The sequence below is a fragment of the Streptomyces sedi genome (assembly GCF_006335015.1).
GTDB lineage: Bacteria > Actinomycetota > Actinomycetes > Streptomycetales > Streptomycetaceae > Streptomyces > Streptomyces sedi.
Map to the genome: position 1 here is coordinate 122662 of NZ_VDGT01000017.1, position 20729 is coordinate 143390.

General features: G+C 74.2%; 21 protein-coding genes and 5 tRNA genes. 12 read left to right on the forward strand and 14 right to left on the reverse strand.

The window, feature by feature from the left end:
• The first annotated feature begins 231 nt into the window (after positions 1–231).
• A complete protein-coding gene (locus FH715_RS20950; protein ID WP_139647635.1) occupies positions 232–1908 on the forward strand; it encodes a hypothetical protein in 1677 nt (558 codons plus the stop codon).
• 54 nt (positions 1909–1962) lie between these two features.
• Here FH715_RS20950 and FH715_RS20955 read toward each other — a convergent pair whose 3' ends face one another.
• The 3 genes from FH715_RS20955 to FH715_RS20965 all read right to left on the reverse strand — a co-directional run bounded on the left by FH715_RS20955 (position 1963) and on the right by FH715_RS20965 (position 3867).
• Complete coding sequence (locus FH715_RS20955; RefSeq protein WP_139647637.1) at positions 1963–2520, reverse strand: HIT family protein; 558 nt, start codon at positions 2518–2520, stop codon at positions 1963–1965.
• 718 nt (positions 2521–3238) lie between these two features.
• Positions 3239–3310, reverse strand: a tRNA-Val gene (locus FH715_RS20960).
• A 68-nt stretch (positions 3311–3378) separates the two neighbouring features.
• Positions 3379–3867 carry an SRPBCC family protein gene (locus FH715_RS20965; protein ID WP_139647639.1) on the reverse strand — a complete coding sequence of 163 codons (489 nt, stop codon included), beginning with the start codon at positions 3865–3867 and terminating at the stop codon, positions 3379–3381.
• A gap of 164 nt (positions 3868–4031) precedes the next feature.
• On the opposite strand from FH715_RS20965, the gene FH715_RS20970 reads away from it, so the two are divergent.
• A complete protein-coding gene (locus FH715_RS20970) occupies positions 4032–4445 on the forward strand; it encodes an SsgA family sporulation/cell division regulator (RefSeq protein WP_139647641.1) in 414 nt (137 codons plus the stop codon).
• A gap of 145 nt (positions 4446–4590) precedes the next feature.
• On the opposite strand, the gene FH715_RS20975 is transcribed toward FH715_RS20970, so the two are convergent.
• Both FH715_RS20975 and FH715_RS20980 read right to left on the reverse strand, forming a co-directional pair.
• Positions 4591–4794 (reverse strand): hypothetical protein, encoded by a 204-nt coding sequence (locus FH715_RS20975; protein ID WP_139647643.1) that lies wholly within the window; start codon positions 4792–4794, stop codon positions 4591–4593.
• Positions 4795–4910: 116 nt separating this feature from the next.
• Entirely contained in the window at positions 4911–5333 is a 423-nt protein-coding gene (locus FH715_RS20980) for a hypothetical protein (protein ID WP_139647645.1), read from the reverse strand.
• 98 nt (positions 5334–5431) lie between these two features.
• On the opposite strand from FH715_RS20980, the gene FH715_RS20985 reads away from it, so the two are divergent.
• The gene (locus FH715_RS20985) at positions 5432–5938 is read left to right on the forward strand and encodes a DsbA family protein (protein ID WP_139647647.1); all 507 of its coding nucleotides are present in this window, start codon (positions 5432–5434) and stop codon (positions 5936–5938) included.
• A gap of 15 nt (positions 5939–5953) precedes the next feature.
• Here FH715_RS20985 and FH715_RS20990 read toward each other — a convergent pair whose 3' ends face one another.
• The 3 genes from FH715_RS20990 to FH715_RS21000 all read right to left on the reverse strand — a co-directional run bounded on the left by FH715_RS20990 (position 5954) and on the right by FH715_RS21000 (position 8771).
• Positions 5954–6790 (reverse strand): GNAT family N-acetyltransferase, encoded by an 837-nt coding sequence (locus FH715_RS20990; RefSeq protein WP_139647649.1) that lies wholly within the window; start codon positions 6788–6790, stop codon positions 5954–5956.
• Positions 6791–6880: 90 nt separating this feature from the next.
• A complete protein-coding gene (locus tag FH715_RS20995; RefSeq protein WP_139647651.1) occupies positions 6881–7705 on the reverse strand; it encodes an aminotransferase class IV in 825 nt (274 codons plus the stop codon).
• Between the two features lie 10 nt (positions 7706–7715).
• Positions 7716–8771 (reverse strand): chorismate-binding protein, encoded by a 1056-nt coding sequence (locus tag FH715_RS21000; protein WP_246108871.1) that lies wholly within the window; start codon positions 8769–8771, stop codon positions 7716–7718.
• Positions 8772–8881: 110 nt separating this feature from the next.
• Between FH715_RS21000 and FH715_RS21005 the strand changes: the two genes are divergently transcribed.
• The 4 genes from FH715_RS21005 to FH715_RS21020 all read left to right on the forward strand — a co-directional run bounded on the left by FH715_RS21005 (position 8882) and on the right by FH715_RS21020 (position 9219).
• Positions 8882–8954, forward strand: a tRNA-Gly gene (locus FH715_RS21005).
• Between the two features lie 24 nt (positions 8955–8978).
• Positions 8979–9049, forward strand: a tRNA-Cys gene (locus FH715_RS21010).
• Position 9050: 1 nt separating this feature from the next.
• A tRNA-Val gene (locus FH715_RS21015) sits at positions 9051–9122 on the forward strand.
• A 22-nt stretch (positions 9123–9144) separates the two neighbouring features.
• A tRNA-Val gene (locus FH715_RS21020) sits at positions 9145–9219 on the forward strand.
• A 271-nt stretch (positions 9220–9490) separates the two neighbouring features.
• Here the strand turns inward: FH715_RS21020 and FH715_RS28340 are convergent.
• Positions 9491–9655, reverse strand: a complete 165-nt coding sequence (locus FH715_RS28340) for a hypothetical protein (protein ID WP_170184779.1) — start codon at positions 9653–9655, stop codon at positions 9491–9493.
• A 387-nt stretch (positions 9656–10042) separates the two neighbouring features.
• Between FH715_RS28340 and FH715_RS21025 the strand changes: the two genes are divergently transcribed.
• Entirely contained in the window at positions 10043–11134 is a 1092-nt protein-coding gene (locus FH715_RS21025) for a serine/threonine-protein kinase (RefSeq protein ID WP_345025838.1), read from the forward strand.
• Positions 11135–11230: 96 nt separating this feature from the next.
• Here FH715_RS21025 and FH715_RS28345 read toward each other — a convergent pair whose 3' ends face one another.
• The 5 genes from FH715_RS28345 to FH715_RS21045 form a co-directional block, all read right to left on the reverse strand.
• Positions 11231–11485 (reverse strand): hypothetical protein, encoded by a 255-nt coding sequence (locus FH715_RS28345; protein ID WP_170184784.1) that lies wholly within the window; start codon positions 11483–11485, stop codon positions 11231–11233.
• Positions 11486–11532: 47 nt separating this feature from the next.
• On the reverse strand, positions 11533–12363 hold the full coding sequence (locus FH715_RS21030; protein WP_246108872.1) for a TrmH family RNA methyltransferase: 831 nt from the start codon (positions 12361–12363) through the stop codon (positions 11533–11535).
• Entirely contained in the window at positions 12360–13565 is a 1206-nt protein-coding gene (gene cobA / locus FH715_RS21035) for a uroporphyrinogen-III C-methyltransferase (protein ID WP_139647654.1), read from the reverse strand. The genes FH715_RS21030 and cobA overlap by 4 nt, the downstream gene beginning before the upstream one ends.
• A gap of 166 nt (positions 13566–13731) precedes the next feature.
• The gene (locus FH715_RS29370; protein WP_139647656.1) at positions 13732–14409 is read right to left on the reverse strand and encodes a response regulator transcription factor; all 678 of its coding nucleotides are present in this window, start codon (positions 14407–14409) and stop codon (positions 13732–13734) included.
• A complete protein-coding gene (locus tag FH715_RS21045) occupies positions 14406–16055 on the reverse strand; it encodes a sensor histidine kinase (RefSeq protein WP_139647658.1) in 1650 nt (549 codons plus the stop codon). The genes FH715_RS29370 and FH715_RS21045 overlap by 4 nt, the downstream gene beginning before the upstream one ends.
• Positions 16056–16197: 142 nt before the next feature.
• On the opposite strand from FH715_RS21045, the gene FH715_RS21050 reads away from it, so the two are divergent.
• The 4 genes from FH715_RS21050 to FH715_RS21065 are packed head-to-tail and all read left to right on the forward strand — an operon-like array spanning position 16198 to position 20342.
• Entirely contained in the window at positions 16198–17202 is a 1005-nt protein-coding gene (locus FH715_RS21050; protein WP_139647660.1) for a Bug family tripartite tricarboxylate transporter substrate binding protein, read from the forward strand.
• A complete protein-coding gene (locus tag FH715_RS21055) occupies positions 17199–17762 on the forward strand; it encodes a tripartite tricarboxylate transporter TctB family protein (protein WP_211367725.1) in 564 nt (187 codons plus the stop codon). Before FH715_RS21050 ends, FH715_RS21055 begins: the two co-directional genes overlap by 4 nt.
• Positions 17762–19279 carry a tripartite tricarboxylate transporter permease gene (locus tag FH715_RS21060; protein WP_139647663.1) on the forward strand — a complete coding sequence of 506 codons (1518 nt, stop codon included), beginning with the start codon at positions 17762–17764 and terminating at the stop codon, positions 19277–19279. The genes FH715_RS21055 and FH715_RS21060 overlap by 1 nt, the downstream gene beginning before the upstream one ends.
• A gap of 46 nt (positions 19280–19325) precedes the next feature.
• Positions 19326–20342 (forward strand): Bug family tripartite tricarboxylate transporter substrate binding protein, encoded by a 1017-nt coding sequence (locus FH715_RS21065; protein WP_170184785.1) that lies wholly within the window; start codon positions 19326–19328, stop codon positions 20340–20342.
• Positions 20343–20729: the final 387 nt, after the last annotated feature.

Below are 20729 nucleotides of genomic sequence, written 5' to 3' on the forward strand. Positions count from 1 at the left end.
GGTCCCGAGGAGGGGAACGGGCCTGTCGGTGACGGGTCCGTCGCGCGTGGTGCGTGTGCGGTGCCCGCGGGTGAGTGGCGCGAGGGCGGTGAGCGGGGTGGCGGGCGGTTTCGTCAGCGGGCCCAAGGGCGCTGCCCGGCGGTCCTCGGTTGCCTCGGTCGCCCCGCGCGGCACGGAGGAAGGTTCCCCGGCGGGGCGTCCCGTCGGACGACTCAGGGAGTGGGGTCGGTCATGACGGCGCTTGACGACCTGCGGAACGCGGCGGGCGTGGAGTTCGACTTCGCGCCGGGCGCGCAGGTACCGCTGTCCGCGTCGGGCAGCGGGAGAACGGGGCTGAGCCAGCGGATCGCCTCGGTGGCCTACCGGGACGGCTCGCCCGCCCAGATCAAGGAGCCGAACGAGGGCGCCAAGGTCAACGAGGGCAAGTGGACCCTGCTGGAGCCGAACCTGGGTGAGGCGTTCACCCGGGCCGTCGAGACCAGGATGCTCTCCGACGGCCGCAAGCCGCTGATCCAGGCGTTCGGCGCGGAGCCCCAGGTGGTGGTCGAGCACGCGCTGGCGGCCAAACGCATCCGGCGGCAGCGCGACCGGCGGCTGACCGTGATCATGGTGGTTTTCGGACTGCTCTTCCTGCCGGGTGTCGCGGTCTGGCTGGGCCTCTTCCAGCTGCGCCGCACCTTCGCCGGCTCCCAGGACCGGCGGGCCGGGGCGCTGGGTTCGGCGCTGCTGCTGGCGATCGCGGGCCTCGTCGTGCTGCTGGTGCTCAGGGCGCCGGTGACGGGGGTGCTCCAGATCTATCTGTGGGCGATGCTGCCGGCCCCGGTGATCGGCTGGTTCCTCGCCAAGCAGGTCGCCGAGCGCACCGCGAAGAACCTCCGGGCGCACTGGGCCGACCTGGCCGGCGGCGGCGGTTCGGGCGTCTCGGTGCCGGAGGCCGTCCCGCAGAACCCGAACGACGCGGACGCCGAGCGGCTGCGGATCGGGCTGGCCAAGCTGGCGGCCGAGCAGGAGAGCAATCTGACGTACTACGCCGGCACCAAGGGGATACTCGGCATGGGTGTCCGCTGGGGCCACTGGCATCTGGCGGAGGATCTGCGCCCGCGCGACCCGGGCCGGGAGATCGACCCGTTCCGCAGCTGGGACGTGGCCCGCGCGATCGGCGACCAGATGCGGCTGCTGGAGCGCGGCCCGCTGCACACCGGCGGCTTCTCCGCCCCGGTGATAACGCACTGGGTGGTGCGGCACGTCGGCGAGGGCGCCGGCGAGGTCGGGCGCCCCGAGGGTCCTGACGCCGAGGGGTACCGCTTCAGCAAGATCGAGGTGGAGCGGATCTGCAACGAGCAGCAGTACGGCGCGGGCGACCGGCACTACCTGGGCGTTCAGTTCGTGCTGTGGGAGGGCGAGTTGGTGATCACCATGATGATCACCGTGACGGTCCTGCACCACACGCTGCGGATCGAGGTCTCCGGCTACGCGCTGGGCCCGCTGGACGGCTTCTTCGGCAAGAAGCCCAGCCCGCCGACGAAGTCGGTGCGCGGCTTCCCCAAGTTCTGGACCAAGCGCGACGTTCCGCAGCCGGTGGTGAACGCCTCCGAGGCGGTGCGGCTGGCGGCGCGGGCGCCGTTGACCTGGTTCCCGAAGACGCTGGACAAGTACGGCGGCACCATCGCGCTGCCCGAGCCGTTCGGCCTGCGGCACACCTGGGCCACCAAGCCGTGGAACCACCGCTTCATGGTGGACGACGTGCTGCGCACGGCGACGCCGGTGCTGCGCGTCGCGCTGTCGGCGGCGTTCAAGGTGCTGCGGGAGAACGGCGTGGACATGGCGCCGTTCGACGCCAGGGCGGCCTCGCTGAGCGGCGCGATCCAGGATCTCTCGCCGAAGCACGCGGACGAGTACGGGATGTGAGCCGGCCCGGGTGGCCGCCGTCCCCGGCGGCCATCCGGCTTCGCGCGTCCGCGGCTACTTCGGCCAGGCGTCGGCGAGCATCCGGCGGGTGTCGGCGAGGAGTTGGGGCAGCACCTTGGTGTGGCCCACGACGGGCATGAAGTTGGCGTCGCCGCCCCAGCGCGGCACGACGTGCTGGTGCAGATGGGGCGCGATGCCGGCGCCGGCGGCGACGCCCTGGTTCATCCCGATGTTGAATCCGTGCGCGCCCGAGGCGGTGCGGATCGCGGCCATCGCCCGCTTGGTGAGGGTCGCCAGCTCGGCGGTCTCCGCGTCCGTCAGCTCGGTGTAGTCGGCGACGTGGCGGTAGGGGACGACCAGCAGGTGACCGCCGTTGTACGGGTAGAGGTTGAGCACCGCGTAGACGGTCTCGCCCCTGGTGATCACCAGGCCGTCCTCGTCGCTCTTGGCGGGGATCGAGCAGAACGGACAGCCGTCGTCGGCACCGGGACCGGTCGGTTTGCCCTCGCCCTGGATGTAGGCCATCCGGTGGGGCGTCCAGAGGCGTTGGAACGCGTCCGGTGTCCCCACCCCGATCTGCTGCTCCGGCTCGCTGCTCATGACGGCCAGCATATGGCGTCCGGGTGCGAAAGGGTCCCCGGGGCGAGCCCGGGGGCCACACGACGGCCGAAGATCGTCGTTCGGAGGGAAGGCCCCCGGTGCGGTGGATGTGCGCGTCGTCCCGGGCGAACCCACGTGCCCCGGTCGGCGAGTGGACGACGCCCGGCTTCTCGTGCCGGTGGACCGTGCGAACGCGAAGAGCCGCGACGGCAATTCCCGAGGGGAACGCCCACGCGCCCTGAAAATCAGTTTGTGCATCGGACAGTTCATTACCCTGAGGCCATGGTCCCGCCTCTCGAATTCCACGGGTGGGAACGCGGACTCCGCGTAGTCCGGGAGGCGGCCCGGAGTCTCGAAGAGCGGGCGCCCGGCGATGTGCGGTGTGTTGACGAATGCGTCGTCCCGCGTCCTCGCGCCCCTTCCGCGAATAGTGCTCCCTCGCCCGGCGCACCGTGCCGCCCCGCGGGGGGATATCGCGGGCCCCGAGCCCGGCTCCCCGGGAACGGGGTAGGGGCCGAACTCGGCGCCGGACCCGCGGTGATCCGGCTTCCCGCCCTCGGCGAGGAACACCGGACGCGCCTCGGCTCGTCCCGGCCCCGCCGGGCGAGGCCGGCTGGACGGGGCCCCGTTCCCGCACGGCACCGCACCGGGCGGCGGGAGACCCGCCGCAGGTCCGGGGCCTGCCACGACGAAGGCCGGTCCGCTACTGCGGACCGGCCTCATCCCGGGGTGGGCGATACTGGGTTCGAACCAGTGACCTCTTCGGTGTGAACGAAGCGCTCTCCCACTGAGCTAATCGCCCGGGTTTTTCGTGCCCCTCGGCACGGGAAGAACCATACAGGGCTGGTCACCTGACGTCCAAACCGGCTTTCACAGCCGGCCTTCGGAAGCCCCTTCCGCCCCCCGCCGGCCACGGGCCCAGGCCCGCAGCCCCCGCTCCCCCGAACGCATCATCGCCGCGTGGTTGGCGCGGAACGCGGGCCTGGCCAGGGGCCCCAGCCGCAGCGGCAGGCCGCCGGTGACCACGCAGTCCTGGGCGTGGACGACCAGCGTCCCGCGCCCCTGCGGGAAGAGCGACCAGCACAGCCACCCCTCCAGGTCCCCCGAGAGCCGGATCTCCAGCCGCCCGTTCGCCTCGTCCCGCTCCCCCGCGCGCACCCCGACGCGCAGCTCGTACGGGAGGAACGAACGGAAGCGCGCCGTGCCGCTCTCCTCCCCCGTGCGGACCACCTCGCGGATCTCCGGCCACCAGCGGGGATAGTCCGCCGGCTCGTTCAGCACCGTGAACACGTCGCCGGCCGGTGCGGCGACACGCCAGACACCACCGAATTGATAGCGACTCCACCACCCATGAGACATGTTCGTCACTCTAGGCATGTACCCCCGTCACCGGCTCGACCATTCGAATGACCTTAATGGGAGCAATGCGGGCAGACCGGTTTACAACCGGCGGGTATGTGGCATCTCGATTTGGCCGACGTGCGAATCCCCGAGCGCACACTGAGCGAAAGGCCCTGGCGCTTATGAACACCACGGTCAGCTGCGAGCTGCACCTGCGCCTCGTTGTGTCGAGCGAGTCCTCACTTCCTGTACCCGCGGGGCTGCGGTATGACACGGCGGACCCCTACGCCGTACACGCCACATTTCACACCGGAGCCGAAGAAACCGTCGAATGGGTATTCGCCCGCGATCTGTTGGCCGAAGGGCTGCAGAGGCCGACGGGAACGGGCGACGTACGGGTCTGGCCCTCCCGCAGCCACGGGCAGGGGGTGGTCTGCATCGCCCTCAGCTCTCCCGAGGGAGAGGCGTTGCTTGAGGCCCCGGCCCGGGCCCTGGAGTCGTTCCTCAAGCGGACCGACGCGGCCGTGCCCCCGGGCACGGAGGACCGACACTTCGATCTGGACACGGAGCTCTCCCACATCCTCGCGGAGAGCTGACGACCCGCCGGTCCCTCCACCGTCTGAACTCGGGGCGACGGTGCGGGACCGGCTCCCCCACCACGACGCCGTCGCGGAACACCCATCGCGGCGGCGCCGTTCCGCGTGGGCGCGGTCCCCCGCGCCGCGCCCGTGGCCCCGGGCCTCAGAGCCAGAACTGGTCGTGGACGCCGGCGACCAGCAGCAGGGTGCAGATGACGGCGAGGAAGAGCATCAGCGGGGGTTGGGAGACAGCGAAGAGACAGCCCTTCGGCTCACCGGTCGGCTGCTCGGGCGGCGCCTCGACGCGGAGGGGCGCGGGGGCGGGGGCTGGGCGTTCGGGAGCGTGCTCCCTGGTGATGTGGGGCATGACGCCGTGATCATGGCGCAGCTCCGGCCGGCGCGGCGATCGGGGGGGTCTCGTTCGCGCGACAATGCGCCGTTGTCCCGGCGCGGGCGGTGGCCCTCGTGCTAGGGCCCGGGCCGTCAGATGCCGTGCTTCTTGAGGATCGCCTCGATGTCGGAGAAGTCGTCGGCGCCGCCGGCGGCCTGCTTGCCCTTGCGGCCGGTGGCCGGCAGGGCCGGGGTGCCCGCGCCCCGGGAGCTGACCGGCGGGGTGCCGGGCTCGGCGGCGGCGGGGGCGGGAGCCTGGTCGCGGTCGCGGTCGGCGAAGCGGGCGCAGAGGAAGAGCAGCACCGCGAAGCCGAGCACGCCGACGCCGACCCAGGCGACGGGGTTGAAGGTCATGTTGATGATCAGGCGGAGGATGCCCGTCATCGCGAGGCCGACCGGCACCAGCGACACCGCCGCCAGCCGCATCGCGGTGGCGTACCGGCGGCGCTTGGCCACCAGCAGCGAGAGCCCCAGTCCGGCGACGGACAGCAGAGTGCATACGGTGCCAGTCAACATCTTTCCATCGTGCCCAACGGATCCTCCCGGGGCCAGCTTCAGGGGGGCGGATCAGGGAGATCTCGGGGTTGTCGGTGGCGGATGCGAGACTGACCGCCATGAACGAGACGAGCGGTCAGGCCGTTCTTGAGGTGTGGTGTGACCTTCAGTGTCCGGACTGTCGCCGGGCGGAGGGTGATCTGAGCGCGCTGGGCGAGCGGTTCGGCGCGGCGCTGGAGATCAGACGGCGGCACTTCCCGCTGCCAGGCCACCAGCACGCGCTGGCGGCGGCGCAGGCGGCGGAGGAGGCGTTCGCCCAGGGCAGGGGCGACGACTACTGGACGGCGCTGCTGGGCAGGACGGTCGAGCTGGGGCGGCGCGGGGAGCCGGTGCTGCTGGAGCTCGCGGGCGAACTGGGCCTCGACGCCGAGGAGTTCGAGACGGCGCTGATCGACGGCCGGCATCTGTTGCAGGTGGACGCCGACCACGCCGAGGGGAAGGCGCTGGGCGTGACGGGCACGCCGACCTATCTGATCGACGGGCAGCGGCTGGACGGCGGGACATCGCAGGAGGGGCTGGCGGAGCGGATCGCCGGGATCGTCGAGCGCCTGGTCGCCGCCGGCTGACCGGCCCGCCGGGGGTCACAGCAGCGGCTTGCTCAGATGGTGGCGCAGCGGCCGGTAGCCGAGGGAGGCGGCCAGCCGGGTGGCCGGGAGGTTGCCGGCGAAGGCGTGGGCCACGAGGCGCTTGGCGCCGCGCTCGGCGGCGAGGCGTTCGGCGTGGGCCAGCAGCGTGTGGCCGTGCCCGAGGCCGCGGTGCTCGGGGGCGACACTGACGCCCATCACCGCCGGGTCGCCCTCGGCCCCCTCCCCCGTCCTGGTCAGCCAGCAGCTGCCGACGCGCACCCCGTCGTGGTCCAGCACCCGCACCAGCACGCCGGGGGTCGCCAACCCCTCGGGGAGGGCGGCGGCCGTGGCGGCGTTGGCGCGGAGGGCGGCGCGTTCGGGCGGCAGTCCGCGCTCGGTCCAGGAGCCCGCGTAGGAGGCGCGTTCGGCGGCCAGCCAGGGGTGGAACTCGGCCTCGGTCAACGGACGGGGCACGCTCCCCTCGGGCGCCGGTGGCGGCGGGTCGGCGAGCTCCTTGCCGAGGGTGCGCCAACGCGCGGTGTAGCCGAGGGAGTTGGCCAGCCGCAGCGCGCCGGGCGAGGCGTCGGGAACGGTGACATCGGCCTGGCCGCAGCCCCAGGAGCGCAGCACCTCCTCGGCCGCGAGCGCGGCGACCGTGCCGCGTCCGCGTCCGCGCTCCGCCGGCAGCACGGCGAGGTCGGTCAGCCGGCCCGCGTGGTGCCCGAAGCGGGCGTCGGTGCTGAGCGTGAGGCCGCCCACCGGGCGGCCGTTGACCGTGATCGCGAAGGCGCGGGCACGGCCGCCGTCGGCGGTGCGTTCCTCGGGGCCCGTGGGGCGCAGCGTGGTGGTCATCGCCGGATGTCTACCCAGCGACGGGGCGTTACTCCCCGGCCACCGCGCGGGCCGTCGGCGGCTCAGGCGACGGGGCTCAGGGGCCGGGGCTCACGGGTCCTGGTCGTCGGCCGCGCGGGCGCGGAAGACGCGCAGCGCCTCCGCGGTGACCGGCCCGGGGGCGCCGGGGATCTCGCGGCCGTCGACCCGGCGCACGGCCTGGACGTCGCGGGTGCTGGAGGTCAGGAAGACCTCCTCGGCGCGTTCCAGGCTGTCCATCGGCAGCTCGGTCTCCTTGGCGCCCAGCCACTCGACGACCAGGGCCCTGGTCACGCCCGGCAGGCAGCCGGAGGAGAGCGGCGGGGTGTGGAGGACGCCGTCCAGCACGACGAAGACATTGGTGCCGGTGCCCTCGCAGAGCTGGCCCGCGTTGTTCCCGAACAGGGCCTCGGATGCGGCCTTTTGGCGGGCGCGGGCGAGGGCGAGGACGTTCTCGGCGTAGGAGGTGGTCTTCAGACCGGTGAGGGCGCCGCGCTCGTTCCTCGTCCAGGGCACGGTGATCACGGCGGTGGTCTCCGGCGGTGCCTTGGCCTCCGCGTGCGCGACGACCAGCGTGGGCCGGGCGTCGCCCCGGTCGGAGCCGAGCGGGGAGTGGCCGCCGGTGTAGGTGATCCGCAGCCGGCCGCGCGCCAGCGGAACGGCGCCCAGCACCGCGTCGATCGCGCGCCGCACCTCGTCCCGGTCGGGGTCGGGCAGGCCGAGACCGGCGGCCGAGGAGGCGAGCCGGTCCAGATGGCGGCGGAGCGCGAACGGGCGGCCCTCCTCGGTCTTCAACGTCTCGAACACCCCGTCGCCGACGGTCAGTCCGTGGTCGAAGACGGAGACCCGCGCGCTGTCCGCGTCCCGCAACTCGCCGTCCAGCCAGATCAGCGTCATGGCGGCTTCCTCACCTCGCGTTGGCTTCTTCCCGCTCCCCCCGCACCGACGCTACCCGAAGGAGCCGCTCCGCCTTGAGCACCGTCTCCGCCCACTCGCCGGCCGGGTCGGAGTCCCAGGTGATGCCGGCGCCGGCGCCGAAGCACAGCCGGGGGCCCTCGTCGGGGCCGGCGCGGTCGATCCAGAACGTGCGGATGGCCACGGCCAGCTCGCCGACGCCCTGGTCGGCGTCGACCCAGCCCACGCCGCCGCAGTAGGGGCCGCGCGGCGCGGTCTCCAGGGCGGCGATGGCGCGCAGCGCGCTGGACTTGGGGGCTCCGGTGACGGAGCCGGGCGGAAAGGTGTGGGCCAGCAGCTCGGGCCAGCCGGCGCCCTCCGCGAGCCGGCCGGTCACCCGGGAGACCAGATGCACCAGCCCCGGGTACTCCTCGGGGCCGCAGAGCTGGGGAACGGCGACCGTTCCGGGGGCGCAGACCGCGCCCAGGTCGTTGCGGACCAGGTCGACGATCATCACGTTCTCCGCACGGTCCTTGGGCAGCAGCAGCTCGGCGGTGCGGGCCGTGCCCTTGATGGGCCCCGACTCCACCAGCGCGCCGTCGCGGCGGAGATACAGCTCGGGCGAGGCGGTCGCGACCTCGACGCCGTGCGCCGGGAGGCGCACGCTCCCCGCGTAACGCGCGGGATGGCGCGTGGCGAGATGGGCGCGCAACGCGTCGATGTCGGCGGCCGGCTCGGGCAGCGGCGCGGACAACACCCGGCAGAGGTTGACCTGGTAGACCTCGCCGGCCGCGATCCGGTCGTGGACGGCGGCGACGCCGGCCACATAGGCGTCACGGTCGAGCGAGCTGGCCCAGTCCGCCGGGTCGGGGCCGCGCCAGCGCGCGGACGGGCGCGCGGCGGGGGCGGTGCGCAGGGTGGCGAACCGGGCGCAGACCAGCCGCCCTTCGAAGCCGGCCACCACCGCCCACCAGCCCTCGGAGTCCAGCGCCGCCGGGTCGTCGGTGACGTCCACGAGGTCGGTCGCGAGCATTCCGCCGAAGCGGGCGAGCGGAGGGTGTTCGTACACCTGCGCGAGTCTACGAGGGGGCCGTCCGGAAGGTGAGTTTGAGCTGGCGGGCGAATCCGCTAGAGTTCATGACGTCGCCGGGTCGCAGGCCAAGGGCCCGGAGGACATCTGCGGACGTAGCTCAGTTGGTAGAGCATCACCTTGCCAAGGTGGAGGTCGCGAGTTCGAATCTCGTCGTCCGCTCGAAGAGGGCGGTTGCCCTCATTCGGTGGAGTGGCCGAGAGGCGAGGCAACGGCCTGCAAAGCCGTCTACACGGGTTCAAATCCCGTCTCCACCTCGGACGATTAGCTCAGCGGGAGAGCGCTTCCCTGACACGGAAGAGGTCACTGGTTCAATCCCAGTATCGTCCACTGGGTCCGTGAGGACCCACCCGCGCGATTAGCTCAGCGGGAGAGCGCTTCCCTGACACGGAAGAGGTCACTGGTTCAATCCCAGTATCGCGCACCAGCGTCAAGGCCCGAGGGCCCGGAAGCCCACCGCTTCCGGGCCCTCGGGCGTTCCCCGTCCACACGTCTCCCGTCCCCTCATCCCTGAGGAGGAGAGCCCCCCGAGGCGGTGACGTCGCCCGGTGGGCGGGTGAGCGAGACGCTGTAAGAAGACAAAGGTGCCCGGGCGGCTCCCCAGCCGCCCGGGCACAATGCCGTCCGTCTCCCCGTCCCCACGGGGTGGTGTGCCGGTGTCCCCGACCCGGGCCGCTCTCCCGGGTCCGGGGCGCCGCTCAGCGCCCCAGTGTGCCGGCCACGGACGACGCCTGGGTGACGACGGCGTCGATGCCGCCCGTCATGAAAGCGAGAGCGAACGCCAGCGGCAGCACCATCGCAGCCGCCACCAGAGGGTGCCGCCTGTCGGTGGTCGGGTGGGGGGCCCGCTCTGCCGCGCTCATGCGTGTCATCTCCGCACTCCAGTCCGTCTGTTGGTCAGCGGCGGACAGTTGACCTCGGGGGACGGGCCACGTCCGCCGCTGCACCTCAACTCTAGGCAGCGGGCCGCCCCCGGTACGTCAACCCGGCGTACCGACCTCGGGCCTCCCCCAGGATGACGGCCCGGCTCCTCTCCTACTCCTCAGGGTGGACAAGCCCCGCGAGGGGACGAGGGTTTGCCCCCAGGGGTGCGCGCAACGTCACCGACCCCTCGGGAAGGCGTCACCACCGGGCGGCGAACGTCACCGTGGTGCCGGGGAACGTCACCGTGGCGCGCGCGGGCCTTTCCCCGATGCGGGCGCACAGTCCGTAAGCTGAGGCCATCACAAGCACCGGGCAGCGAGGTGGACATGGCGATGATGCGGCTCCGGCGCGAGGACCCGCGAGTCGTTGGGACCTTCCGTCTGCACCGACGGCTGGGCGCCGGCGGCATGGGAGTCGTCTATCTCGGTTCGGACCGTCGGGGGCAGCGGGTCGCACTCAAGGTCATCAGGCCCGACCTCTCGGAGGACCAGGAGTTCCGCTCCCGGTTCGCCCGCGAGGTCTCGGCGGCCCGACGCATCAGGGGCGGCTGCACCGCCCGGCTGGTGGCGGCCGACCTGGAGGCCAGCAGGCCGTGGTTCGCCACCCAGTACGTGCCGGGTCCCTCGCTCCACGACAGGGTGCTGGAGCACGGCCCGCTGTCGGCCGCCGAGACGGCGGCGATCGGCGCCGCGCTCGCCGAGGGGCTGGTCGCGGTCCACGAGGCGGGCGTCGTGCACCGCGATCTCAAGCCGTCCAACATCCTGCTCTCCCCCAAGGGCCCGAGGATCATCGACTTCGGGATCGCCTGGTCCACCGGGGCGAGCACCCTCACCCACGTCGGGACGGCCGTCGGCTCGCCCGGCTTCCTCGCGCCCGAGCAGGTGCGGGGGCAGGGGGTGACGCCGGCCAGCGACGTCTTCTCGCTCGGCGCCACGCTGGCGTATGCCGCGCTGGGCGACTCGCCGTTCGGACAGGGCAGTTCGGAGGTCATGCTCTACCGGGTGGTGCACGAGGAGCCGCAACTGGACGGCGTGCCCGCCGCGTTGGCGCCGCTGCTGCGGACCTGTCTGGACAAGGCGCCCGAGGAGCGGCCCAGCACGATGCGGCTGTCGCTGCGGCTGAAGGAGATCGCGGCGCGGGAGGCCCGGGGCGTGCCGCAGCCGGCCCGCCGGCAGCGGGTCGCCGTCCCGGCGGCGGCGGACGCGGAGGCACCGCCGGCGGGGAGTGGCGGCGGCAGCGGTCGGGAAAGGACACGCGAGCGGCCTTCGGCCCGGGGCGGTCGCAGGCCCGGCCCCTCGGCGGCGCGGCGGGCCGCGGACCAACGGCTGCTGCGGCAGCGGGTCTTCGTCTTCGTCACGGTGACGCTGGTGGTGGCGCTGGGCATCACCCTCGCGCAGGGGTGCCAGGGACCGCTGTAGCCTCCGGCGGTTTTGGGGTGCGACTACCGTTCTTGGGGGTTTCGGCTTCGTTGTCGTCTGCGGGCCGGTTCTGTGTGTCTGTGCCGGGGCGACCACTCAGCCGGGCGGCGGCTCGGCGCCGTCGTCGACCGCGGCCCGCCGCTGATGCGCCGCCGGGGCGAGGACGACAACCCGCCCAGCCAGCGCGGCGCCGTCGTCGACCATGGCCCGCCACACATACACCGCGCAGTTCCCCGCGCCCCTCCAGGCCGCCACCGGCCGTGCGGAGGTGCGAGAAACCCGCCGCCGGGGCGAGGACGACAACCCGCCCAGCCAGCGCAGCACCGTCGTCGACCAACCCCCGCCACACATGCACCGCGCAGTTCCCCGCGCCCCTCCAGGCCGCCCGGGGCGGGGGCTCAGGCGGTGGAGCCGAGGGCGTAGCAGGCGACCGCCGCCGCGGCGGCGACGTTGAGGGAGTCGATGCCGTGCGCCATCGGGATGCGGACCCGTTCGTGGGACGCGCGCATCGCGCGCTCCGTGAGGCCGTCGCCCTCCGCGCCGAGCATCAGGGCCAGCCGGCCGCCGCCGGCGTCGGCGACGGCCTCCGCGAGGTCGGCGGCGGCCGGGTCGGGGGTGAGGGCCAGCAGGCGGAACCCGGCGTCGGCGACCGTCGCCAGCCCGGCGGGCCAGCCGGTCAGCCGGGCGTACGGCAGGGAGAAGACCGCGCCCATCGACACCTTCACCGAGCGGCGGTAGAGCGGGTCGGCGCAGTCCGGCGAGAGCAGCACCGCGTCCATGCCGAGGGCGGCGGCGCTGCGGAAGACCGCGCCGATGTTGGTGTGGTCGTTGACCGCTTCGAGCACCACCACCCGCCGCGCGCCCGACAGCAGCGTGCCCGCCTCCGGCAGCGGCAGTCGACCCATGGCGGCCAGGGCGCCCCGGTGCACGTGGTAGCCGGTGACGGCCTCGGCCAGTTCGGGGCTGACGACGTGGACGGGGGCCTCGGTGCGGGTGATCAGGTCGCTCATCGTCTCGACCCAGCGCGGGGTGAGCAGCATCGAACGCATCGGGTGGCCGGCGTCCAGCGCGCGGCGGATGACCTTCTCGCCCTCCGCCATGAACAGCCCCCCTGCGGGTTCCAGGCGGCGGCGCAGCGCCACGTCGGTCAGCCCGGCGTAGTCGGCGAGGCGGGGGTCGGCGGGGTCCTCGACGGGGGTCAGCCGCCCCGTCACGTCGGGCGCGTTCACGGGACGGCCACCACGTCGCCGACCACGACGACGGCCGGCGGGCGGATGCCCGCCTCGGCGATCCGTTCCGCGACGGTGGCCAACGTGGCGTCCGCGCGGCGCTCGGCGGGGGTGGTGCCCTCCTGGATCACCGCGACGGGTGTCTCCGGATCCCGCCCGTGGGCGAGCAGCGTCTCGGCGATGGCGGCCATCCGTTCCACCGCCATCAGCAGCACCAGGGTGCCGCGCAGTCGGGCGAGCGCCGGCCAGTCGACGAGGGAACGCGGGTCGTCCGGCGCGAGATGGCCGCTGACCACGGTGAACTCGTGTGCCACCCCCCGGTGGGTGACGGGCACCCCCGCGGCGGCCGGGACGGAGATGGCGCTGGTGACGCCCGGCACCACGGTGAAGGGGACGCCGGCCTCGGCCAGCGCCTGCGCCTCCTCCCTGCCGCGGCCGAAGACATAGGGGTCGCCGCCCTTGAGCCGCACCACGGACCTGCCCGCCTTCGCGTGCGTGACGAGCGCGGCGTTGATCGCCTCCTGCGCCATGGCGCGGCCGTAGGGGATCTTGGCCGCGTCGATCACCTCGACGGCGGGCGGGAGTTCGTCGAGGAGGTCGCGCGGCCCGAGCCGGTCGGCGATCACCACGTCCGCCTCGGCCAGCAGCCGCCGGCCGCGGACCGTGATCAGGTCGGGGTCGCCGGGGCCGCCGCCGACCAGCGCGACGCCCGGCGCCCGGTCGCGGTGCCGGGGCGCGGCGAGGGTGCCCTCGCGCAGCCCCTCCACGACGGCGTCGCGGACGGCGGCGGAACGGCGGGGGTCGCGGCCGGTGAGCACGGCGACGGTGACGCCGTCGCTGCGGCCGGTCGCGGGGGTCCAGGCGGTGGCGGCCTCGGCGTCGTCGCTGCGGACGGACCAGACGCGGAGCCGTTCGGCCTCGGCGGAGGCCGCGGCGTTGACCTCGGGGTCGTCGGTGGCGATCAGCAGGTACCAGGCGCCCTCGACGTCGCCGGCGCGGTAGCCGCGCCGTTCCCAGCGCAGTTCGCCGGCCTCGGCCATGGCCTCGACGGACGGGGTCGTCTCGGGGGCGACGAGGGTCACTTCGGCTCCGGCGGCGAGCAGCGCCGGCAGCCGCCGCTGGGCGACGGCGCCGCCGCCGATGACCAGCACACGGCGGCCGGCGAGGCGCAGCCCGACGGGATAGGCGGGGTGGTCAGACATCGAGGGTGAGGGCTCCTTGACGCGGGGCGGCGCCCGGAAGGTCGCGGGTCGGGCGCGGAACGGGTCGGCGCGGGGCGCCGGTGCTCCGCCGGGCCAGCTTACGGGGCGGGCGACGCGCGCCGGCGGACGGCCGGTGGGGCGGTGGACGGGCCGGTGGGGCCCGTGGTCAGCCGCCCGACCAGTGGAAGCGGCGTTCGGGGCGGCCGGTGGCGCCGTAGCGCAGGGAGACCCCGGCGCGGCCGGTGCTGACCCAGTACTCCAGGTAGCGGCGGGCGCTGGCGCGGGAGAGCCCGCTGCGTTCGGCGCACTCGGAGGCCGACAGGTCGCCCCCGGCCTCCGCCAGCGCGCGGCGGACGAGGGCCGCGGACTCGCGGCTGAGGCCCTTGGGCAGCCGGGAGACGGAGGCCGCGCCGAAGACCCGGTCCACGTCGTCCTGGCCTGGGGCGTCGAGCGCCGCCAACTGGCCCCGGCGGCGCGCGTAGTCGCGCAGACGCTCCTGGAGCACCGGGCCGTCGAACGGCTTGATGAGGTAGTGCACCGCGCCGCCGCGCAGGGCGCCGCGCACGGAGTCCACCTCGCGGGCCGCCGTCACCACCAGCACGTCGGGCTCGGCGCCCGCGGTGTCGTCGGCGGCGCGCAGCCGGCGCAGCACCTCAAGCCCCGAGAGGTCGGGCAGATAGAGGTCGAGCAGCACCAGGTCGGGGCGGAGCCGGGCGACCGCGCTGAGGGCCTCGGCGCCGGAGTGGGCCTCGCCCGCGGCGGTGAAGCCGGGGGTGCGCTCCACCAGCTTGCGGTGGAGCCTCGCCACCATGAAGTCGTCGTCCACGACCAGCACGCTGATCATCCGTCCCGTTCCCCCTCTCCCGACGTTCCGGCGCGTGCGGCCCTGCCGTCCCACGGGAGCCGGGCGGTGAACTCGGCGCCCGACACGGTCACCCCGCCGCCCCTTCGGGCGCACACCAGCCGGGTGATGGCCAGCCCGAGGCCGCGTCCGGCGGCGTCCCTGGCGGGCTTGGTGGTAAAGCCCTGGCGGAAGACCTCGTCGACGAGGTCGGCGGGTACGCCGGGTCCGGAGTCGGTGACGCGCAGCGTCACCTCGGGGCGGTCGTCGGCGGCGCCGACCGTGGCCTCGACCTCCACCCAGGGGTCGGGGCGACCGCGCACCGCGTCGAGCGCGTTGTCGACGAGGTTCCCCGTGACGGTGACGAGGTCGGCGGAGAGCGCCTCGGGGACCGGGCCGAGGCTGCTGCGTTCGGTGACGCGGAGCGTGGCGCCCTGCTCGGCGGCCAGGCTGGACTTGGCGATGAGCAGCGCGGCGAGCGAGGGGTCCGCGACGCGGGTCAGCACCTCGGACGTGCGCTCCGCGTGTGCGCCGCTGACCCCCCGCACATAGCGGGTCACCTCGGGGAACTCGCCCAGCTCGACCAGTCCGGCGATGACATGGAGGTGGTTGGAGAACTGGTGAGCCTGGGCGCGCAGGGTGTCGGTGACACTGCGGGTGGCCGCCAACTGCTGTTGGAGGGAGGCCAGTTCGGTCAGGTCGCGCATCGTGGTCACGGAACCGGCGGACTGGCCGCGGGTGACCAGTGGTCTGCGGTTGAGGGTGAGCACCCGCTCACCGGTAAAGACCACCTGGTCGTGCTGGTCGTGACCAGTGGTCCTACCGGTCAGCACGTCGTGCAGCCCGGCCTCGACGGGCAGTTCGGCCAGGGCGCGCCCGTCGGCGTCGGCGGGCAGCCGCAGCAGCGCGCGGGCGCTGTCGTTGGCCAGGGAGATCCGGCCCTGCCCGTCCAGGCCCAGCACGCCTTCCCTGATGCCGTGGAGCATGGCCTCGCGGTGCTCCACCAGGCTGGTGATCTCGCCCGGTTCCAGGCCCAGCGTCTGCCGCTTGATGCGGCGGGCCAGCAGCACCGAGCCGGCGGCGCCCAGCAGGCTGGCGACCGAGACATAGAGCGCCAGGTCGGGAACGGCGGCGGTGACCCGCTCGGTCGGGCTCGGCGCCTCGCTGGCGACGACGACGGCGCCCAACTGGCGTCCGTCCTCGGCGAAAACGGGGACGTGGGCGGCGACCGAGGTGCGTTCCTCCGTGGTCGTGGTGCCCGTCCAGGAGCGGCCTCGGAAGACCGGGCTGTCGTCGGGCGCGACGCCGTCGCCCACCCGGCGGGGGTCGGCCGAGGTCAGCACCCTGCGGTCGAGGCCGGCGATCTCCACGGACGAGGCGCCGGAGACGCCCCTGGCGTGCTCGGCCGTGGCCTCCAGGATGCCGCGCCTGGCCACGTCGGTGAGGCCCACGCGCACCGCCTCCTGGGAGGCGACCGACTCGGCCACGCCCAGCAGCCGCCCGCTCTCGCTGCGCCGCAGGTCGCGGTCGGCCTGGGCGATGGAGACGGCGGCGACCACGACCAGAACGACGACGATCAGGCCGAGTTGGAGCACGAGGAACCGCCCGGCGAGAGTGAGCCTGGGCAGCCCGGGTGCGCGTCCGCGCATCGCCCCTCCCCTTCCGCCGGGCGCTCCCCCGCCCGCGGCGCGAGGGGAACGGCCCGTGAGCACAACGACCACAACCAGCGCAACCGTCAACAACGCGCACGGCTGCTGACAGCGCCCGACGGCGCCACCACGATGAACCGTCATGTTCACCAAGCGACCTGACCCGCGCCGGCGAACGCTGGGCAGGGTAGCCTACGCGGCCGTCGTCTCCCTCCTCGTCTCACTGGCGGTCTGGGACGCCGGCAGCGGAGACTCCGGCGGCGGCGCCAGAACCCATCTGACGCTGATGGCGCCGGCCGCGCCCGGTGGCGGCTGGGACCTGGCCGCCCGCGAGTCCCAACAGGCCCTGCGCGGCGCGGCGATCGTCAACAACGTCGAGGTAGTCAACGTGCCGGGCGCCGCGGGCACCATCGGGCTGAGCCAGATCGCACAGCGCGGCGGCGAGAGCTCGCTGATGATGATCACCGGCGCGGTGATGGTCGGCGGGATCGAGCTGTCGGGTAACGGCACCACGTTCGAGGACGTGACGCCGATCGCGCGGCTCGCCGACGACTACGGCGCCGTGGTGGTCCCCGCCGACTCGCCGTACCGGACGCTGGAGGACCTCCTCGACGCGTGGCGCCAGGACCCGCACGGGACGGCCATCGGCGGCGGCTCCATCGGGGGAACGGACCACCTGATCGCGGGGCTGCTGGCGCGGGAGGCCGGGATCGACCCGGAGCAGCTCAACTACATCGCCTATCCGGGCGGCGGCGAGGTGACCACCTCGCTGCTGTCGCACACGGTGGTGGCCGGCGTGAGCGGCTACAACGACTTCTCCGACCAGATCGAGGCCGGCAGGATGCGGGCGCTGGCGCTCTCGGCCGACGACCCCGTGGACGGCATCGACGTGCCCACGTTCGTCGAGCAGGGCTACGACGTCTCGCTGCCCAACTGGCGCGGGCTGCTGGCCCCTCCGGGCGTGAACGAGGAGCAGCGCGCCGAACTGGAGGAGATCGCGACCGAGTTGGCGCGCTCCCCCGAGTGGGCGGACACGTTGGAACGCAACCGGTGGGCGGACAGCTTCATGACCGGCGACGAGTTCGAGGCGTTCCTCGCGGACGAGACCGGTCGCGTGCACGAGATCATCGAGGAGTTGGGACTGTGAGCGGCACCGTGGAGCAGGACGCCGGCGGGCTGGGCGGCGAGCCGCCGGAGCCGGCGCCGCCGGGCGGCGCGGAGGCCGCCGCGAGCCGGGGCGACTGGGCCGTCGTGGCGCTGCTGCTGGCGCTGGGGGCGTTTCTCGCGCACGGCACGGCCACGATGGACGTGCCGGAGAACTCCGGTTCGCCCGGCCCCCGTTTCGTGCCGGTCATCGTCACCGTGCTGACCTTCGTGCTGGCCGCGCTGATGGCCGCCCAGGTGGCGCGCGCGACGGCGGGCGCCGGGGTGCGCGCGCCGGAGCGGTCGGCGCACGGCGAGGAGACGGACTGGCGCGCGGTGGGCGTCGTGGTGGCGTCGTTCCTGGCGTTCACGGCGCTGCTGTCGCCGCTCGGCTGGCTGCTGTCGGCGGCGCTGCTGTTCTGGGGAACGGGCTACGCGCTGGGCGGCCGACGCCCGCTGTTCGACGCGGGGGTGGCGCTGTCGGTGTCGGCCGCGTTCCAGCTGGCGTTCTCCGCCGGCCTCGGGCTGGCGCTGCCGGCCGGCGTGCTGGAAGGAGCGTTCTGATGGACACGTTCTCGCTGCTGGGCGACGGGTTCGCGCAGGCGCTGACGCCGCTGAACCTGCTGCTGCTCCTCGTCGGCGCGGTGCTGGGCACGGCCGTCGGCGTGCTGCCGGGGCTCGGGTCGGCGATGGCGGTGGCGCTGCTGCTGCCGGTGACGTTCGGCCTCGACCCGACGGGGGCGTTCATCATGTTCGCCGGCGTCTACTACGGCGGGCTGTTCGGCGACTCCACCGCCGGCATCCTGCTCAACACGCCGGGGAACAGCTCGGCCATCGCCGCTTCCATCGAGGGGCACCGGATGGCGCTGGCCGGCCGGGCGCCGCAGGCGCTGGCGACCGCCGCGATCGGGGCGTTCACCGGCGGGCTGATCGCCACCACGCTGATGGTCTTCCTCGCCCCCCGACTGGTCGACTGGGCGGCGCTGTTCGGCCCCGCGGAGTACTTCGCGCTGGCGGTCTTCGCCTTCGCCGCGACGGCCACCATCGTCGCGGACTCCCCCGTGAAGGGCTGTGTCTCACTCGCCATCGGACTCTCCCTGGCGCTGGTCGGCGTCGACCCGACCTCGGGCGCGACGCGGTTCACGCTGGACCAGACGCAGCTGTTCGACGGCATCGCGATCGTGGTGATCACCGTCGGGCTGCTGGCGCTCGGCGAGGTGCTGCACGTCGCCGCGCGGGGCCGGCGGGGCGCGGTCACGGCACCCGCCGTCGTCGGGCGGCCCTGGCTCTCCCGCGCCGACGTCAGGCTGGCCTGGCCGGCGTGGCTGCGCGGCACCGGCTTCGGCGTCCCGTTCGGGGTGATCCCCGTCGGAGGCTCGGAGATGCCGACGTTCCTCGCCTACAGCGCCGAGCGGCGGCTGGACCGGCGGCGCGCGCGGCCCCGGTTCGGGCGCGGCGCGATCCAGGGCGTGGCCGGCCCCGAGGCGGCCGGCAGCGCCACGGCGGGCAGCGCGATGGGCGCGCTGCTGGCGCTCGGGCTGCCGACGTCGGCGACGGCGGCGATCATGCTGGCCGGGTTCCAGCAGTACGGAATGCAGCCGGGGCCGCTGCTCTTCGAACGGAACGCGGACCTGGTGTGGACGCTGCTGGCCTCGCTGTTCCTGGGCATCGTGGTGCTGCTGATACTCAACCTGCCGTTCGCCCCGCTGTGGGCGAAGCTGCTGCTGATCCCCCGGCACCACCTGTACGCCGGCATCACCGTCTGCTGCGGCCTCGGCGTCTACGCGACGGGCGCCTCGACGTTCGACCTGGTGCTGGTCCTGGCGATCGGGCTGCTGGGGCTGCTGATGCGCCGCCACGGGCTGCCGCTGGCCCCGGTGCTGATCGGCGTCATCCTCGGCCCGCTGGCGGAGACGGAGCTGCGGCGCGCGCTGGCGGTCAGCGAGAACGACGTCATGGCGCTCTTCGACAGCGGCATCACCCGCGCGCTCTACGGGCTGCTGCTGGCCGGGCTGGTGCTCGCCGTGGTGACGCGGCTGCGCGCGCGGGCCCGCCGACGCGCGGCGGAGCCCGTGGGGTGAGGCCCCCCGGCGGGCGCGCTCGCCGCGCCCGGGCAGGATGGGCGGGGTGACGACGTGGCGGAGGCGCGGGCTGCACGGGCACGGGCACGGGCAGGGAACGTGGCGGAGGCGCGGGCGGGGAACGGTGACGGGCCGGCTGGCCCTGGTCCTGGTGACCCTCGCCTCGGCCGCGGGCTGCCTCACCGGCCCCGAACCGGAGGCCGTGCTGCGGGTGATGGTGCCCAACACGGCGGGCAGCGGCTACGACGTCACCGGCCGCACGCTGGTCGTCAGCCTGCGGGAGGCAGGGATCACCGACGCGGAGGCGTTCAACCTCACCGGCGGCTCGGGCACCGTGGCGCTCTCCCGGCTGCTGCACGAACGGGGCAACGACCGGCTGGTGCTGCTGATGGGCCTGGGCCTGGTCGGCAGCGCGCAGGCCACGCCCGAGGCGCCGGGCGTCGGCGACGCGGAGCCGCTGGCGCGGCTCGTCGAGGAGCCGGAGGCGCTGATCGTCCCCACGGACTCGCCGCTGGACTCGGTGGAGACGCTGCTCGCCGGCTGGGAGGCCGGCGAGGTCACCACCGGCATCGGCTCCCATGTCGGCGGCCCCGACCACCTGGCGTGGCGCGAGGCCGTCCGGGCCGCCGGGCTCGCCCCCGAGGCGGGGCGGAACGCCCGCTACGACGGGGGCGGCGCGCTGCTCGGCGCGCTGCTGAGCGGCGAGGTGGACGCCATCATGACCGGCCTCAGCGAGTACCGGCACGCGCTGGCGGCCGGCGAGCTGCGGGTGCTGGCGGTCACGGGCGCGGAACGGGTTCCCGGGGTGGACGCGCCGACGTTCCGGGAGCTGGGCTACGCGTGGGAGTTCGTCAACTGGCGCGGCCTGCTCGCCCCTCCCGGGCTGACGGACGGCCAACGCGAGGGGCTGCTCGACGCGTTGGACGCGCTGCACGAGAGCGAGACCTGGCGCGCGGCGCTGCGGGAGAACGGGTGGCGCGACGCGTATCTGACGGGTGAGCCGTTCGTGCGCTTCCTGCACGAGGAGGCGTCTCGACGGGCCGCGGACAACGACCGGCCCTAGCCGCGACGCCCCCAGGGGCGCGGGGAACTGCGCGGCGCATCCGTGGCGGGCCGCAGACGACAACCGTCCTAGCCGGACCGGTACGTAGTCGACCTCCACCCGGCGGACGGTTGCCCGCGCAGTTCCCCGCGCCCCCACACAACCCGCCGGCGGCCCGCAGACAACAACCGGCCCAAGCCGCAACAACCCCAGGGGCGCGGGGAACTGCGCGGTGCACCCGAGCCGGGCCGCAGACGACAACCGTCCTAGCCGGACCGGCGCGTAGTCGACCTCCACCCGGCGGACGGTTGCCCGCGCAGTTCCCCGCGCCCCCACACAACCCGCCGGCGGCCCGCAGACAACAACCGTCCAAGCCGCAACAACCCCAGGGGCGCGGGGAACTGCGCG